Source organism: Thainema salinarum CENA647 (assembly GCF_057732415.1).
On record NZ_JBYJZJ010000022.1, the window covers coordinates 1,861,714 to 1,877,960 of the forward strand.

A 16,247-nucleotide genomic window follows, 5' to 3' on the forward strand; every position below is an offset into this window, starting at 1 on the left:
CTCTCAAACGAATGATGGCAAGCATAGACTAGCTGTGTTTGCCATCATTCGTTGCGGGTTTTGGTTTTCCTTAAAACGATGAACCAGGCTGTTGAAGAAATTCGGCTTCTGCTGGAGTGGTTTCGCGGCCTAGAATTGTATTGCGATGGGGAAAGCGGCCAAACTGAGCGATAACGTCTCGATGGCGAACGGCATAATCTAGTGTCGAGGCAAATTGGGGTTCAGCTGCAGTTAACTGCTCAAACAGGCGTACGGCCTCGGTTTGGTGCTCTAGGTTTTCACTGTGCTCTAAAGGTAAATAGACAAAGATTCGTTCAACCGGGTGCAACTGCTGGTCATAATGATGTGCGATCGCAAATTGAGCTATGGCCAAAGCCTGATCATCAGTCGCGAACGCTTGAGCCGTACCGCGAAACATATTACAGGGAAACTGATCCAGCAGCAAAATCAGCGCTAGGCAGGAGTGCGGTTCCGTCTGCCAGGATTGGAGTTCTCCTTGAGCTGCAGCTTGATAGGTAGAAAAAAAGCGATCGCAAATGGTTTGGTCAAACTGCGGATCTTTGCGAAACCAAACCTGACGCTGTTCTCCATACTCACTATTTGGGTCTTCAGGATCACCAAACCAGAACCGGAGAATATCCTCAATCGATGCCATTGTCTTGCCTATGCCTTGCCTAAGGTACATGAACTGCTGACTATTCCTGATTTCTATCCCCTTGGCGGCTTGTCAACGCTGTTTGGGTAGGTTTCTTTGGTTGGGATACCGCGCAAAGCACGGCCTCTTAACCAGAGGAGAAATTAGATTTGACGCAGCATTAGTCTGAAGCACGCTTCTAAAGTGTGCTGATCAAACAAGTAGGAGGATTATCTGAAGATTTCAGTACAAGTGATGCAGAGATGCCTGTTGCAGTCAAACGAATATTAAGTATAATAGTTAAGCTGTCGGGCGGATGGCGAAATTGGTAGACGCACCACACTCAAAATGTGGCGACTTCGGTCATGAGGGTTCGAGTCCCTCTCTGCCCATTAAATTGGTTTCAACAATAGTGATTCTGGCACGACGCACGTATGACAGAATCACTATTGTTGATTAAGTTTTGAAGCGGCGATACCATGCAGTAACCAGCATGTAGCCCGCATAGGAAATAAACCCAAAAGCCACAATCGCTAAGACGACTGTACCTAGTTCACTGCCAGCCAGTCTCGAAAGTACTCCACCCAAGCCATCGACTTGTTTGGCGTCCGAGAGGAGGGCGGCTTTGACCAGAAAAAAGCCAATTAGAACAAACACAAACCCTCGGGCTGCATAGCCAAAACGGCCAAACTGAATGGCCCAGTGTTCAAACATGCTGTCGAGCTGTTCCGACTGCAAGTCACTTAAGTAGCGCTTGCTGTAGCCTCCATACATGTAGGTCAGGCCAACTCCAATTACGACAAGACCACCAATACCGATTAGCCACTCGCCAAACGGTTTCAAGATTAGCCATTCTGTCCAAACCTCGGCTGAGTCTTCGTTGGTTATGTTGCCTAATCCAGTCAAGAGCTGGATCGCGGTGTAGGCTACGCCTGCGTAACTCAAGCCGCTCATGGCATAGCCCAAGCGCTGCAAGAGCCGAATCGGCCTGTAGGAATCAGAGTGTTCTGGGTCGAGAATGGCCTGGATAAATCGCCATAGAGCATAAAAGCACAAGCCAATCGCTAGAATCGTTAGCAGCACTTCTCCGAACGGCTGAACGATAATTTCGATGAGCGCTTCTTCAGTGTCGGCAGTATCACTGGTGACATCGAAAGCCGCTTGTTCTGCCAGCAAGCCAATGACCAAATAAACGATTCCTTTCGCCGCAAAGCCCAAACGGATGAATCCTTCCATAATTGGATGTGCGATCGCACGTTTGGATTTTGCCACCAGTTCGGCAGCCGATTCCTCTAGATCGTTTGGTTCAGAATCTGGCTCTTTAAAGGGCTGTGAATCTGAGCCGGGATGCGATTGATCATCAGAAGCGGGTTGAATTGGCATTAGATCGTTTGAAGACAGATGGTGATGAAGATGGATATTACCAGGCAATCGGTTTGCGATCGCGGAAGAAGCCACCCGTTGCGCCATCATCCGGCAGAGTGGCTAACCAGATTGCTGTATCTGCTCCTTCTTCTGGGCTACGGGGAGCCTCTTCTCCACCCATGTTAGTTCTGACCCAGCCAGGACACATGGAGTTAACCAAAATATTAGTGCCTTCCAGCTCAGCGCTGAGGATGCACGTTACCGCATTCAACGCCGTTTTTGAGAGGCGATAGGCTGGAGAACCGCCACCCATTTCTGAAAGTTGTCCCATACCTGATGAGACATTCACAATTCGTCCATAGTGGTTGCGCTTCATCAATGGCACCAGGGTCTGGCAGAGCCGAATCGGGCCATACACATTGGTTGCAAGACCCTGCTGAATCGTTTCAACCTTAGTCGTCATCAGCGTGTTGCTTTGGGCAGACGTGTCAGGAAAGATGCCCGCATTGTTTACTAAGACATCTAAACGACCGTATTTGTGATCCATAAATTCGCTGAGTCGCTGAATATCTTCAGTGCGATTGACATCCAGTGGGGCATAGGCAACATCAAATCCTTGCGCTTGGAGGTCTTCTGCATTGGCATTCCCTTTATTGGGATTGCGTCCGGCTAAAACGATGCGCAATCCTTCTTTCGCCAATCCCTTGCAAATGGCAAGGCCAATTCCACCGTATCCCCCGGTAACGATGGCCACTCGCGTATTGCTATCCATTGGTTTCCTTACTTGTTCGAGTCCTACACCAAATCCGCGTCGAGCGTGTTGGATCTTTGACGAAAGATACGCGCAGCGTGCCTTTCGCCAAGGATCTGTCTGGGATTTATCGCCGAATGTTGTCCAAATCTCACTCCTCACACGGTGTGTTCTACCTATGACAGTCTCATGAACACACCTGATTAGCGTCCCTCAGGAGAAGGAATTTGATGACCACCTGCGTCCAGCTTGCTTATTGAAGTCAACAGAATTTGCCCCAAACGTTGGGTTAAATAGCTACATTTTCATGCTGATGTCGAGCCAGGGTGAGCGGGTAATGGGGGCGCTACTGGAAATGTAGTCTACTCCGGTTTCGGCGACGGTGCGAATAGTTGCCAATGTAATATTGCCAGAGGCTTCAATCTTGATGCGATCGCTGTTGGCCCGAATTCGCTCAACTGCCACTCTCATTAAATCTGGGGCCATGTTATCCAGCATGATAATGTCAGCTCCATGGGCCAAAGCCTCTTCAACCTGCTCTAAAGTTTCAGTTTCAACCTCAATTGAAAGTGGATAAGGCATGCGCTGGCGAATTTGTGCGATCGCAACTCTGATTCCTCCGGCTGCTGCAATGTGGTTGTCTTTAATCATGACTCCGTCATCTAACCCCAGCCGATGATTGACGGCTCCCCCAGCGACGGTGGCATATTTCTCGAAGATACGTAATCCAGGCGTTGTTTTGCGGGTGTCAACTAGCTGGGCGGGCAAGTCGGCAATTTTTTCGACATATTGGCGCGTCAGTGTTGCTATACCGCTGAGCCGCATCACCAGGTTCAGCGCTGTCCGTTCACCCGTCAGTAAACTACCGATTGCCCCTGATAGTTCTGCGATCACCTGACCCGTCTGACAGGTGTCTCCCTCTGCGATCGCAGCATTAAATTGAATGGTTGGATCGAGCAGGTAAAATACGCGATTTGCGATCGGCAGTCCTGCGACCACGCCATCTGCTTTGGCTACCCATTTAGCCGTACTGTTCATCTCCGTGTTGAGCAATCCTTGTGTTGTGCGATCGCCCCGACCGAGATCTTCGCTGAGCCAACTGCGCAAGAGCGGGTCTAAAACCACCCACGGCGGTAATTCTGTAGAAATCAACTGCGTCTTCTTCATGGTTACTTTGGTTGATGCGTTGGAGCCAAATTCGATATTAATGCAAAAGAAAAAGACACACTCGATGACAAAGTGTGTCTTCATGCAGAACGTATCAGGAGTTTTTTGAATCAGCTAAAACTGATTAAGCAAGATTGATGTCAAGGAGAATCGGCAATGACTCAGTCGGGAGACGATAGATGCTGAGACTCGACTGAGACTCGACTGAGGTTCAAATACTGGGGAGTCTTATAAAGATTAGCAGGCACCCTTGCGGTGGAAGACAACCCAGATTGTTTTAAAGATCAGCTGCAAATCATATAGAACAGACCAGCGAGCTTGATAGAGGATATCCATCGCAACGATATCTTCGAAATCCTCAACCGAGGAGCGACCATTGGCCTGCCATTCGCCTGTGATTCCAGGCTTGACCCGCAAGCGATTCCAATGATGAGCGGAATAGTGCTGCACCTCGTCTACCGTGGGCGGGCGGGTTCCGACTAAGCTCATGTCGCCCATCAAAACATTCCAGAACTGAGGAAATTCGTCCAGGCTCGTCTTGCGGATAAAGCGACCGATGCGAGTAATGCGCGGATCGTTATCGTTCTTAAAGATGTGTCCTTTGGCTTTGTTTTCAACCGTGTGCCGAATCTGGTCGGCATTGCTGACCATTGAACGGAATTTCCAAATCCGGAACTGCTTGCCACCGACCCCACAGCGAATCTGGCTGTAGAAAATGGGGCCAGGGTTATCCATATAAATTGCGATCGCAAGTGGAACCAAAATAATCCCAGTGATCCAAAGACCAACAATGGCTCCAAGGATATCTAAAATTCGCTTGGCTGGACTGTTAACTGACTCGTGAACGCGAAAGTACCCTTGCGGCGGCACAAAGGTCTGGGGTTCGACGGGCATTGTCTTTGTTAGTTGCTCAGAACTAGTAATCACAGGCGCAAGTAAGTCTTTATAACGGTTTTCAAGAGCTCTACCGTCAATAATACGGATCACTATAGATATGTGCCCAGCGTCCCTCCGGGATTTCGCCTAATCTTTGAACTGAGCGAAGCTTGTATAAAGATCTGAACAGGTGCAAATTTAGCTACCTTTAGATGGATGTAATCACCCTATCGTCCTGTTTTACTGAGTTCCAGCCGTTTCCTGGCCATTAAATCTACCCGTCGAAATGGGTTGGGTGCTATCGACTCGACTGGATGATTTAAGCAGGGCCGATCATACAGCATCTATAAGAACTCTGGGCGTATGACAAAAGTGGTAAATTTGCGCAATTTGATCTGATTTGCATTACAATAAATCGAACTTGATGGACAATGACTTTCGGCGAAGCCCATCACATGGCTAAATAGTTGCTGCAATTTGACAGCATTACGAAAGTTCTAACCCCGGCTTTGCTTCAGTTATTGTTCGGTGTGAGGAAATTACGTCAGCGCGTAGAGCTCTAGCCACAGCAGTTTGCTGTTTAGGGTAATGGATCGGCTGCTTTAACTATTTAGACTCGAACCTGGATGCCCTCGTCCCAGAGGTTTCAGGTTGAGTTGAGCTAAATCGGTCTTATCGGATCGATGTTACTGATGAGCAGGCTGCTGCATGTTGCGATAGATTTCGCTGACTTTACACTGACCCCAAGGTTGAGAGGCACCCAATACAGTCTGCTTGTTTGCCTCTCAACTCTGCGGCGATACGCGATCGCAGGCTTGAGCTGACGTTCATTCCATTGACGGCGCGCCGACGTTTGGGCCCAATTCAAGGTCACAAATGTGTAAGAACATCGGTAGAAACTTTAAGAATCGGTAAGGACACATTACAGATTGGCACGAATTTAGTGCAGTTTTGGTCAAAATGGGGCACAATCGCTCAACAGCCTTTTAAAGCTGTGCGCCCAGTGTTCTACTGTTCGACTACAGTGATAATCTGAGAGCCGGAGTGAGCCTCCAAATCTCAGTTTTAGAATCCCATCAGGGAGGTGAATATATTTGATGAAACCAAGCAACTACAGTCAACTGATTAATTTCTTACAAGAGGAATTATCGCTTTCCTCTTCTTCAATTGCGATCGCACTTCGTCATTGTGAGCAAGATCCAGGTCCGTTACCGATGATCTTGTGGCAGTACGGTTTAGTGACACTGGAGCAATTGGATCGGATCTATGACTGGATGGAAACAACCTAAAATCCCTCTATTGCCTGTAATAGGCTACTGGTCTATAACCAGACTGACAAAGAAGGGGCGATGGTCACCATCGCCCCTTCTTTAATGGTTTGTTGTTGAACGGTTTATGATGAATCGGTTTCTGTCTTAACTCACGGTTTCAATAATGCCCATCATGCCGAGATCTTCGTGATCGAGTACATGGCAGTGATACACTGTTTTACCGCTGAACTGACGGAACGGCACGCGAATGCGCACTGTCTCATAGGCTTTGACGAGGACGGTATCTTTCCAGGCAGCGTAGGGTTCGGGTTGACCGTTACGGCTAATGACCTGAAAGGGATAAGCGTGTAGGTGAAAGGGATGATCGAGGCCAGCCTGGTTAATAATCTCCCAATCTTCCGTTGTGCCCAATTGCACTTGCGTATCGACACGATGATGATCAAACGCTTTATTGTTGATTAGAAACCCTGAACCGGAGTGGGGACTCATGCCGTGATCGAGTACGAACTGGCGCGTTTGCTGAGCAGCCGGGAGCGTTTCAACTGGAATTAACTGTTTGGGTACAGAATTGGTTAAAGAAGTCGGTACGGTAGCTGTGCGATCGCGCCCATTGTCGCTGTATTGTTTTTTGTACTGAAGAGTTGCCAGCGTCTGTGGCTCCCGATTAATCTGCAGCAGGTGTTCATGACCCTGCATCATGCCGCCCATCATGTTCTCCGCTAGGCTCATAAAGCCGCGATCGTAGGGTAAGTTGAGTAGTCGATAGCTTCCAGATTTGCGATCGCATTTAATCAGCACATCGGCACGTTCTCCCGGAGATAGCAGCAACTCCTCTAGCTCAATTGGTGCGGCCACTGCGCCACCATCGGTTGCAATTAAATAAAACGGGTGGTCATCCAGCTTCAGGCGATATATTCGTGAAGCCGATGCATTCAGCAGACGTAGCCGCGCTAGACCCGCCTCTGGCAGTGCTATCGCTGGATTAATTTGACCATTGACGGTGAGCAGCGAACCTTCCCGTCCCCACATGCGATACATGGGAGACGGAGTGGCAATCTCGCCATTCCGCGCCAGCTCTACATCCTGTAGCACGAGAACAGATTCCTGGGCGGCTTGGATTTCTGGTAGTTCATCCAGTGGGCCGCGCACTAAGATCAGACCTGCTAATCCACCGAACACCTGCTCTGCTACCAAACCGTGATAGTGGGGATGATACCAGGCCGTAACAGCCGGATGGTCGGCAGCTAATTCAAACTCATATTCAGCCGTTTCTCCCGGTTGTACCGTGCGAAATACATTATCGGCTTTGCCCGTTGGCGGAATCATCAGTCCGTGAAAGTGTAGATTCGTTGGCTGCGCTAGCTGATTCGTGAACTGAATGCGGACTTGATCGCCTGGTCGTAATTCGAGAATGGGACTTTGCTGCTGTTCACCATAGGTCAATAGTTTGGCCGACTGCCGACCGAGCGAAACAGTGTGTTGCTGTGCGGTTAACGCAATATCAAGCTGCCCATTTTGACTAGTCAGACGTGGCCAAGCGGCGGTTGCATCAGGAGATAGATTGGTGGTGCTGAGCGTGCAGCGAGAGAGCAAAACTGTTCCAGCGGCAGCAGCCATGCTCGATAAAAAGGTACGACGATCCATTCTGTAGAAGGTTTGATATAGATTTTAGGATGACGATTGATGTGTTGTTTATCGCTGGCTACACGTAAGGCCATTAGTTCTATGCTATCTGAACAAATTGGCATATTGAACTCAAACTCAGGGAGTGACGATATCGCCACGACGCGGCACAATCACTCCCTGAGGTTTTAATCGGCTTTAAATCGAAACATCGAAACTACGCTGAGTGGGACGGCACGGCTACCGATGACTTCGCTGGTTTGGGATGGCTAGGGGTGAGAGTGCGACGCATTGCCTCTACAAACTGGCTAACCCGAATTGGATCAATCGGTTGCTCAATTTGTCCTTTCCGTTTGAGTGAGCTGGACACAATGACGCCATCTGCGGCCTGAATTAGCTGAGGAATATTTTCCCAGTTGGCCCCACTGCCAATAAAGACAGGCGTACCATTGGCCGCAGCGCTAGCTAGCTCTAGATCCTCCAAACTAGGCGGACTCCCTGTCGCCCAGCCAGAGAGGATAATGCCGTCGGCTAAACCCCGTTCAATCGTTTCCTGCACAGCAGTCGTTAAATTGGGCGACCCTAGCGGTCGGGCATGTTTAACCAGCACATCGGCCAAAATTTGAACATCGCTGCCGAGTTCACGCCGATAGCGCAGCAGCTCATGAGCCTGTCCTTCAATCAAGCCTTGATCGGTAGCCATCACGCCCGTTAGGACGTTAACCCGAATGAACTGCGCCTGAATGCAAGTTGCGATCGCCATTGCACTAGCCGCATCGTTGCGTAAAACGTTAATGCCAATGGGTAAAGTCACAAGCTGCTTGAGGTGATGCACCACTAAACTCATGGCGCTGACAACAGCTGGATCGACTCGGTCTTTGGGAAATGGAGCATCAAAGAAGTTTTCGACAATAATGCCGTCTACTCCTCCTGAAGCTAATGCCGTAGCCTCTTGCTCGGCTCGATCAATAACGGCAGCTAAATTGCCGCCCCATCGTGGGGAAGTGGGCAACGGCAAGAGATGAACAACACCAATAACAGGGTTTGCGGTTTTGAAAACTTTCTTTAAGTCCACGTGTCTATAACAACTGGGCTGAGTGCGACAAAAACGATATCAATACTACAGTAGACGGTGTTCTGGCAACACACAGTCCTATTCCATTACTTTAACAGTCTGCGTTCCCCTCCAGTGGTAGCGGGGGGCAAAATGGTTAACGTTTATTCATGTTGATTGGTCAGGTGCAACATTGAGGCGTAGGTTTCCTTCAGTTGCTGACCGACAGTTGCCCAGTTATAGCGATCGCAGCTCAGTTTCCGGCCATTGCGCCCAAGCCGATGGCGCTGGTCAACCGATTGCAGCAGCGTGGCTAAAGCCGATTGCCAAGCGGGTAATTCTCCGGGAACGACTAGGCCAGCGTTGGCAGTCTGCACATCATCGGCAATTTCCACCTCTGGCGTGATCACTACGGGTAAGCCTGCGCCCATCGCTTCCGCTACGGCAATGCCAAAGTTTTCGCCATAAGATGGCAACGCGAAGACATCTGCCCCGTAGAGTGCCATTGCCTTGTCTTCGCCTCGTAAGAAGCCCGGTAGCGTTGTGCGATCGCACAGCTCCCAGTGCTCGACCTGTGCTTTGACGTACTGAACATAATCGGCCTCACCGTCTCCGGCCAAAATGAGATGAAACGGCTGCTGGTCTTTCAGTTGATGCAGGACTTCCAGCAAGAAATCTGGACGCTTTTTGGCATGAAAGCGGGACAGGAAGAGAATAATCGGTACATCGGCAGGGATGCCATAGCGATCGCACAGCTGCTGCCGCGCATTGGCTACCGGAGGCGGGATGGTGACACCGAGCGGAATGGTGAATGTGGGAGCCTTGATGCCAAAGTGCTTGACATTTTTCGCTTCTGCCGTCGTTGTGCAGTGAATTCCCGCAGCGCGATCCAGATTGCCCTGCTCAAAAAGCGTGTTGTAAATTTGCTTCTTCGCCCGCTTTTGTTGAATTACCCAAGGGGCAAAATGGCCGTGGGGCGAAATTACATAGGGGACTTGCCGCTGTCGCGCAATCCAGCCTGAAGTGGTACAGACATAGGAAAACAGTGAGTTAATTTCAACTAGGTCATACTCGCGAATATGCTGCCAGAGCCAGCGGCTGTGCTCCAGCGAAATAGCAAACTCGGACACCGCATGGGAGCGCGGCGAAAACCGAGGAAAAAACGTGACGGGTACTCCTTCAAATTCGATGGTTTGGTAGAGCGGCACATCCAAGAGCGTTGCCCCACTGTCGTTGGTGGTGACAATTTCCGCCGCCACACCGCAGTCGAGGAGCGATCGCACCGTTTCCAACACAGCCACCGTCGATCCACCCCGAATGGGGCTAACCGATGGCACAACGTGTAGTACCTTCATAGACAGTTGGGGGAGTCGATAGCATTGAGCGAATCTACGCCTGAGGCCTCACTCTTGGCGATCGCGCGATCGCAGGTTTGATCATCTGGCACATCGAATGGTGTTACCATTTCCCACTCGGCAATTACCTGTTCGTACTGTTCGACATAAGCCGCAATCATGGTTTCTGGCTGAAAGCGGTGGGCATTGGCCAGACTATCATGAACGCGATGGGGTAAGTCAGGCAGATCAGCAACAATCTGAGCGGCAGAGGCTCTGATATCTTCTGGATCTATATAAATTGCGGCCTCACCGCCGACTTCAGTCATGGGTGCTCGATTAGAGGTAAATACAGGGCAGCCACAGGCTTGCGCTTCAATAATTGGCCAGCCAAATCCTTCTTGAAATGATGGAAAGAGCAGCGCCGTTGCACAGGTATAAATGGCCCGCAAATCCTCGTTGCTGACATCATGGGCTTCAATCACCCAGGGACGTAGTTTATACTCATCGATCCAGGCATGGATGTCTTCGGGTAGCGATTGTCCGGCAATGACCAGGTATAAGTCGTCGGGCTGACCAAGTTGCGATCGCACTTCGGCAAACATCTGGACAACCCCCATACGGTTTTTGTACCAGTGGTTGCCGCCGACATGCAGCAGGTAGCGCCCAGCAGAGGGGATCCCCAACTGGCTGATGCGATGGCGAGCTGGTGTCATGGCCATTGGCGTATAGGGGTAGTTTAAGCCCATATAAACCTGTGTAACAGCTTCCGGTGGTAGCTGACAGAGCCGCAGAAAATCCTGGCGGGTTTGCTGGGAAATACACACCGCTCGCTGCGCTCGATTTAATCCTTTTAGAATTAACTGTTGAAGCTGCTGTCCCGTCCAAGCTGTCTGATTCTGTGGAATTTCGCCTAGGGCCGACCGTACCGCCAAGAGGTCATGACAGGAAACCAAATGGGGCACATTCTGCAAGTAGCGTGTATACAGCGCATTGGAGTGATCACAAATATGCACCACATCCGCCCATGCGATCGCGCGGCGTAGGCTCAGGGGAAAGACTAAAAACTTGTCAATATAGCCCAGCCATTTGCCCAAACCACTAGCTGATGGCTTCAGTCGTCCAACTACCTGTTCTGGACGAACAACCCGCACTTCATGTCCGGCTTCGGTTAACCCCGTTTCCATCAGTTGGGCAAACCGCTGCATACTCTGCTGACCATCGGTTAGGTAATTGGCAAGCAATACAACTTTCATAGTTTGACGACTAGCAGCCTCATAATCGCTATTTCTATGTTGATCATTCCCACTTTCAGGCGGGTTGCAACACTGACTTATACCCCGCAATTTTCATACTGGCGCGCTCTTGATTTGCACGTCTGTGCCTGTTGCTAGTTTCGGACGTTGCTAATTGAGTATTCAATTGAGTAACTGAAATTCGATGTAGGTATGAATGCGGCCACTGGATTTATATCTGGATTTATACGATATGAAATCTGGATTTGTATGCAGATGTGGAAGATGTATACCCAACGCTTTACGCTCTTGGTTCTCTATACCGATGGCCATGGGGGGGTATCCGGGCACTACGCTTTCGCTTTACCGAAATTTTATCGAGCTATACAGATTCTTTACGTTATTTCTGGGGGTTGCACAAAGATTCCATGAAGACGATCTTAGGAAGAATAGCTTCTGATAAAGGAGGTGTTGGATCACTACCACTTCTACCCTGTGATCGTTATATTGCAGTTATATTGCAAGTAGAAAGTGTTGCTAGCTACAGAAAAATACGTGAAGTCTCTATTTGGTAATGGCTGGTTGTAGCAATATTCAAACTGCATGAATGTTGTATAAACTGATAGCGCTCAATGGAGCATCATGACTGAATATGACGCAGATAAAGCTTCTCTGAAGCAAGAGGTTACACTTCTGACGTAAAACGACCGTATATCTACTGAGCTGCCTGATTGGCTGAGATATCTCAACTTGTATCGTAATCAGGTGTTCACATCGCTTTACGAGAAGGCACACAAAATGCATGCTGCTTAAAAATACATATTGATTGTATTTCGTAAACTCATCGTGCTGGCTTTGATCGTTCGATTCAATCTTTGGGGTACTGCATCTTACGTTCGTATTTTTATACCAGAAATTAGCAGCCATTCTACTGCTTCGCTTGAACTGTTTAATCACACGCATCTGTTTTGTTAGGAGAAAAGCCCCATGGCTCTTGCCTACTTCCTTACTATTAACGGCAGCATTTTTAAGGCTCCCGTAGTTGACACATCAAACGCAAGTGCGTTGAATATCGAAGCTGGCTCAACTCTGGATGTTGAACCTCTAAATGCTGAACCAGGTGCTGATATTGCGATCGCAGCTGTGGATGATAGCGCGATCATGAATAGCACGGATATTACCAGCGCCACGGATACAGATACTGCCAGCACCGATATGATTGACTCAGATCCTATCGGTGATACGGGCAGCAGCTCGGATAGTGCTACAGGTACGGATAATCAAGCTACTCGGGATGCCAAGGCAACGAGTACTGATCAGCCTCCTGCTGTCGATACCATTGATCCTGCCAGCGTCGAGACGGACAGTGCTGTTGCGCTGCCAGGTGCGAGCGATCCTGTTGTTGTTGACGTTGAGGCTGTCAGCGCAGCTACTGATGTTGGCATGGATAGTGATAGCGCCGCAACTAGTAGCACTGAGATCGGCAGCGTTGAGATTGGCGGTGCTGGAATAAGCAGCGTTGAAGCTGTAACTGCTGATCAGGCCGAAACTAGTTTCCCGCTAGCTGTGCCGACAACCGCCGCAAGCGACTACACCGAGGAACTGGCCTCCTTCTCGCTCATGGGGACATTGCTCTATGAGCAAGGTGCGATCGCATCTACGACCATCAATGATGTCAACGAGCAAGAATTTGTTCTCAATGTCGGTAATCCCTTTGATGCGACACTGCAAACGGGTGAACTGAATCTGGTTAGTAATACGGCTCTCTATAGCTACTTCAACTTAGGGACACCCGATACTGATGTTGATCTGGTGAATTTAACGACTGCGGTTGATCCGCTTACCGGCATGGAAGAGGTCAGTATTACGTTTGACGCGACTGTCGCTGATGCGGCTGACTACAACTTTTTCTATCCTTTCCTGGCGATGGTTCCGTACGATCTCGCTCAAACGATCGAAGTCACGGGTGGGGAGATGCTGTTATCTTTTTCGTCCGATTCCTTCTTGGTGGAAGGCTCAATCAATATTTACGGGACGGATGGCAAGACGAACTACTTGTACAGTGCTGAGCTGACTGGTTTTGCAGGATCTGAATATGTAGGCTTGGCTGAGAGTGGGCCACCTATAACCTCTTAAACTGAAGTTGAGGCTTAAATCTAATCTCAAATGACCTGTGTAGCAACAGATGTGCCCTCCGCTTAGCGGAGGGCACATCTGTTGCTACACAGCACAAACAACCATTATTTGGCGTTTAGTAGCAGATTTTGGATGAGGCTACTTGTGTTAGTAGTTCCGCTTGAAGGAGTTTAACCACTCCCGCAGTTGTTCAGCCGCGACATCGCGACCGCCAAGGCCAAAGGACAGGGCAATCGCAACTGCGATCGCTCCCACCAACAGGCCAAACGCCAAGTTGACAATATCAGTCGCCACGCCCATTTGCTGAAGCGCCATTGCCGAAATTAGCGTAATAATGGCAATTCGAGCCGTCTGGCCCAAAATGCGAGCCTGACGCCCACCACCACGGGTAATCAGCGAGAAGGCTAGATTCGCCAGATAAAGACCGACGCCAAAGACAATCAAACCAGCCAGAATCCGACCTGATATGACCACAATGCCAGAAATTAGCAGCGTCAGCGCCGGAATTTCTAGGATATTGATGGCAGCCACAGCCGCAAATAGCATCACGCCGACCCAGACAATGATGCCCACGATGTCAGACGGATTGGACGGAGTCTGCTGAGTTGCCGAAGGCGGAACATCACCTGCGGGGGGAGCCGCTGGATCAGATATGTAGGGATCAGTCGGTGATGGCGGTGCAGGCATTCTATCCGCCTGAGACTGTAACCCCAACCAGGTTAGTAAGTTATCAAAGCCGATGCTGGACAGCAGAGACGAAACCAAATTGGACAGGAATTTACCCACGTAGAACGCGAGGGCCAGGATTAGGATCGCTGTCGCAATCTTGGGTACGGCTTCCAGAACCTGGTTGAGCATGTCAATTGCAGGTTCAGAGACCGATTCGATACTGAGCGTATCCAGGGCAGAGATTGCCACTGGAATCAGAATCAGCACATAAACGACTGTACCAATTAGGCCAGACAGCCGCATTTCTCCGACTTCATCGCCAATGCCCAACCGATAGCCCAGCCGATCAATCTGACTAGCTGCTAATAGGTTGGTGACGATGCCACGCACAATGCGCGCCACAAACCAGCCAGCCACAGCAATGATAATTGCGGCAAAAATTTCCGGCAAAATGCCTAGAAACTGGTCTAGCAGATTTTCAACCGGCTGGAGTGGACCTTCCAGATCCAGCGTGCTGAGAATGGACGGTAAGAAAAAGAGGAAAACGAACCAGTATAAAACGTTGCCTAGCGTTTCGCTGAGGCTGAAACCCGTGCCGGTTGCATCCGGTGTATGTTCTGAACTGGCTAGCCGCTCATCAATATGGAGTGCTCTCAACCCACGAGTGGTAACGAGCTTGACAATGGTGGCCAGTATCCATGCGATCGCAACTAAAATCGCCGCTCCTGCCAACCGTGGCAGATAAGAAAAGACTTCGTCTAGCAGCGTATTCAGCGGTTGCGATACCGCATCTAGTCTGAGTGCCTGGAAGAAGGCCACTAAGACGAACAGCATGATCAGCCAGAACACAATGCTGCTGATCCATTTTTCAACTGGAGGAGACGTTCCTTCTCCTGCAATCCAGGTTGCTAAACGATTATCGAAATTCGTGCGATTTAAAATGCTGCGGACAATCGCACTGACAATCCAGGCAACAATAAAGCCAACTACAAGGATGACAACCGCCTGAATCAACGGTAAATAAGGATTTAGATTAAATCCTGCGATTTGTACACCCTCCGTCTCCTGCGCAATTAGAGGAGGGATGTCTAATAGGCCAGCCACAGGTTGTGGCAATATGCCTTGTGATGCTCCTATCACAGTTATTGCGACTCCTGATTTTTTTATGACGACACAAAATTGAGCCTTAAAGAATAGAGTTCAGCTTAGTAGCGCATCCGCTAATTTTCATCTTCCCTTATGAAGATTTAGGTAATTAGGACAGTTTATTTGCAGATTTCTAGAGTTAATCCACAGATTTTTCGGTAAAACACCGGACTTTATGGATTTATGGTGATGAAACCACAACTTCACTCAGTTGATTGCAACATCAAACTGACGGTTGTGAGCCCCCACTGAGTGGCAACATATCGATTTTTCGATATAGAGAGTAAAAATTAGCGTTGCCTGCCAAAACCCGGTGTTTTAATGACCTGAGCCATAAGACGGCTAAGACTGAACCACCTTTATGTCGGCTCTTTACGAAAGATTAGCCCTCAGTCACGATGGTGGTGTTAGATTGCAATCTAACCACTTTCATGCCTAAGTGCTAAGTTCGAAACAGGTGTATGGTACACCGTCAAAGCTGATTTCCCAAGTTCAGGGCAAATTCGTCCCAAAAATTACGTATGTCTCAAGTGTTCGAACAATCCATTCAAATCCGTGCGAGTGCAACCACAGTGGAACAGTGCATTACCGATCGCGAGTTGATGCATCGCTGGCTGAATCCCGCTCTCCGCTGCGATCCGATTGGCAGCTGGTCAACGGATTTGGGTAGCCGTAGTCGATTTATCATCCAAGTTCCGATCGTACAGCCCAGCCTAGAGAGCGTTGTTGTTGAGCGCGAGCCGGGACTGATTGTGTGGCAATTTAAAGGTTTTTTTAACGGTTGCGATCGCTGGGAATGTCAGCCGCAGGGCAACGGGACGCTGCTGATTAATCGATTTGAGTTTAAGATTCCGAATCCGGTTATCCAGTATGGATTTGATCTGGTTGCGGCCAAGTGGACGAAGCAGGACATGCAGGCGCAACTGCGACGGCTGAAGCGGGTCGCAGAAGAACAATATATGCGGCTAGCCGTGTAGTGGTGGGGC

At 49.4% G+C, this 16,247-nt stretch carries 13 protein-coding genes and 1 tRNA gene; 4 read left to right on the top strand and 10 right to left on the bottom strand.

Annotated features, from left to right (window positions below; all coding sequences use genetic code 11):
* Nucleotides 1-70 precede the first annotated feature (70 nt).
* Nucleotides 71-655, bottom strand: coding sequence for a DUF924 family protein (locus tag AC286M_RS15050; protein ID WP_488205164.1), 585 nt, complete (start codon nucleotides 653-655; stop codon nucleotides 71-73).
* Nucleotides 656-944: 289 nt separating this feature from the next.
* On the opposite strand from AC286M_RS15050, the gene AC286M_RS15055 reads away from it, so the two are divergent.
* Nucleotides 945-1,026: transfer RNA gene (locus AC286M_RS15055), tRNA-Leu, on the top strand.
* Nucleotides 1,027-1,090: 64 nt separating this feature from the next.
* Here the strand turns inward: AC286M_RS15055 and AC286M_RS15060 are convergent.
* The 4 genes from AC286M_RS15060 to AC286M_RS15075 all read right to left on the bottom strand — a co-directional run bounded on the left by AC286M_RS15060 (nucleotide 1,091) and on the right by AC286M_RS15075 (nucleotide 4,811).
* Nucleotides 1,091-2,107, bottom strand: a complete 1,017-nt coding sequence (locus tag AC286M_RS15060; RefSeq protein WP_488205165.1) for a DUF1206 domain-containing protein — start codon at nucleotides 2,105-2,107, stop codon at nucleotides 1,091-1,093.
* A complete protein-coding gene (locus tag AC286M_RS15065; protein ID WP_488205166.1) occupies nucleotides 2,055-2,771 on the bottom strand; it encodes an SDR family oxidoreductase in 717 nt (238 codons plus the stop codon). The genes AC286M_RS15060 and AC286M_RS15065 overlap by 53 nt, the downstream gene beginning before the upstream one ends.
* 276 nt (nucleotides 2,772-3,047) lie before the next feature.
* Nucleotides 3,048-3,917 (bottom strand): carboxylating nicotinate-nucleotide diphosphorylase, encoded by an 870-nt coding sequence (gene nadC, locus AC286M_RS15070; protein ID WP_488205167.1) that lies wholly within the window; start codon nucleotides 3,915-3,917, stop codon nucleotides 3,048-3,050.
* A 237-nt stretch (nucleotides 3,918-4,154) separates the two neighbouring features.
* Nucleotides 4,155-4,811, bottom strand: a complete 657-nt coding sequence (locus tag AC286M_RS15075; RefSeq protein ID WP_488205168.1) for a sugar transferase — start codon at nucleotides 4,809-4,811, stop codon at nucleotides 4,155-4,157.
* 1,079 nt (nucleotides 4,812-5,890) lie between these two features.
* On the opposite strand from AC286M_RS15075, the gene AC286M_RS15080 reads away from it, so the two are divergent.
* Nucleotides 5,891-6,082 carry a DUF2949 domain-containing protein gene (locus tag AC286M_RS15080; protein ID WP_488208837.1) on the top strand — a complete coding sequence of 64 codons (192 nt, stop codon included), beginning with the start codon at nucleotides 5,891-5,893 and terminating at the stop codon, nucleotides 6,080-6,082.
* 126 nt (nucleotides 6,083-6,208) lie between these two features.
* Here AC286M_RS15080 and AC286M_RS15085 read toward each other — a convergent pair whose 3' ends face one another.
* The 4 genes from AC286M_RS15085 to AC286M_RS15100 all read right to left on the bottom strand — a co-directional run bounded on the left by AC286M_RS15085 (nucleotide 6,209) and on the right by AC286M_RS15100 (nucleotide 11,331).
* Entirely contained in the window at nucleotides 6,209-7,708 is a 1,500-nt protein-coding gene (locus AC286M_RS15085; protein WP_488205169.1) for a multicopper oxidase family protein, read from the bottom strand.
* Nucleotides 7,709-7,904: 196 nt separating this feature from the next.
* Nucleotides 7,905-8,762, bottom strand: a complete 858-nt coding sequence (btpA, locus tag AC286M_RS15090; RefSeq protein ID WP_488205170.1) for a photosystem I biogenesis protein BtpA — start codon at nucleotides 8,760-8,762, stop codon at nucleotides 7,905-7,907.
* Nucleotides 8,763-8,905: 143 nt separating this feature from the next.
* Complete coding sequence (locus tag AC286M_RS15095; RefSeq protein ID WP_488205171.1) at nucleotides 8,906-10,096, bottom strand: glycosyltransferase; 1,191 nt, start codon at nucleotides 10,094-10,096, stop codon at nucleotides 8,906-8,908.
* Complete coding sequence (locus AC286M_RS15100; protein ID WP_488205172.1) at nucleotides 10,093-11,331, bottom strand: glycosyltransferase family 4 protein; 1,239 nt, start codon at nucleotides 11,329-11,331, stop codon at nucleotides 10,093-10,095. Before AC286M_RS15100 ends, AC286M_RS15095 begins: the two co-directional genes overlap by 4 nt.
* Before the next feature lie 966 nt (nucleotides 11,332-12,297).
* Between AC286M_RS15100 and AC286M_RS15105 the strand changes: the two genes are divergently transcribed.
* Nucleotides 12,298-13,446, top strand: coding sequence for a hypothetical protein (locus tag AC286M_RS15105; protein WP_488205173.1), 1,149 nt, complete (start codon nucleotides 12,298-12,300; stop codon nucleotides 13,444-13,446).
* A gap of 147 nt (nucleotides 13,447-13,593) precedes the next feature.
* On the opposite strand, the gene AC286M_RS15110 is transcribed toward AC286M_RS15105, so the two are convergent.
* Entirely contained in the window at nucleotides 13,594-15,219 is a 1,626-nt protein-coding gene (locus tag AC286M_RS15110) for a mechanosensitive ion channel (protein WP_488205174.1), read from the bottom strand.
* A gap of 563 nt (nucleotides 15,220-15,782) precedes the next feature.
* Here AC286M_RS15110 and AC286M_RS15115 point away from each other — a divergent pair.
* Nucleotides 15,783-16,238 (top strand): SRPBCC family protein, encoded by a 456-nt coding sequence (locus tag AC286M_RS15115; protein ID WP_488205175.1) that lies wholly within the window; start codon nucleotides 15,783-15,785, stop codon nucleotides 16,236-16,238.
* The last annotated feature ends 9 nt before the right edge of the window (nucleotides 16,239-16,247 follow it).

Coding starts and splice junctions, on each gene's coding strand:
- AC286M_RS15105 (WP_488205173.1), top strand. CDS start 12,298: ATGGCTCTTGCCTACTTCCTTACTATTAACGGCAGCATTTTTAAGGCT.
- AC286M_RS15115 (WP_488205175.1), top strand. CDS start 15,783: ATGTCTCAAGTGTTCGAACAATCCATTCAAATCCGTGCGAGTGCAACC.
- nadC (WP_488205167.1), bottom strand. CDS start 3,917: ATGAAGAAGACGCAGTTGATTTCTACAGAATTACCGCCGTGGGTGGTT.
- AC286M_RS15065 (WP_488205166.1), bottom strand. CDS start 2,771: ATGGATAGCAATACGCGAGTGGCCATCGTTACCGGGGGATACGGTGGA.
- AC286M_RS15100 (WP_488205172.1), bottom strand. CDS start 11,331: ATGAAAGTTGTATTGCTTGCCAATTACCTAACCGATGGTCAGCAGAGT.
- AC286M_RS15050 (WP_488205164.1), bottom strand. CDS start 655: ATGGCATCGATTGAGGATATTCTCCGGTTCTGGTTTGGTGATCCTGAA.
- AC286M_RS15060 (WP_488205165.1), bottom strand. CDS start 2,107: ATGATGGCGCAACGGGTGGCTTCTTCCGCGATCGCAAACCGATTGCCT.
- AC286M_RS15075 (WP_488205168.1), bottom strand. CDS start 4,811: ATGCCCGTCGAACCCCAGACCTTTGTGCCGCCGCAAGGGTACTTTCGC.
- AC286M_RS15080 (WP_488208837.1), top strand. CDS start 5,891: ATGAAACCAAGCAACTACAGTCAACTGATTAATTTCTTACAAGAGGAA.
- AC286M_RS15095 (WP_488205171.1), bottom strand. CDS start 10,096: ATGAAGGTACTACACGTTGTGCCATCGGTTAGCCCCATTCGGGGTGGA.
- AC286M_RS15085 (WP_488205169.1), bottom strand. CDS start 7,708: ATGGATCGTCGTACCTTTTTATCGAGCATGGCTGCTGCCGCTGGAACA.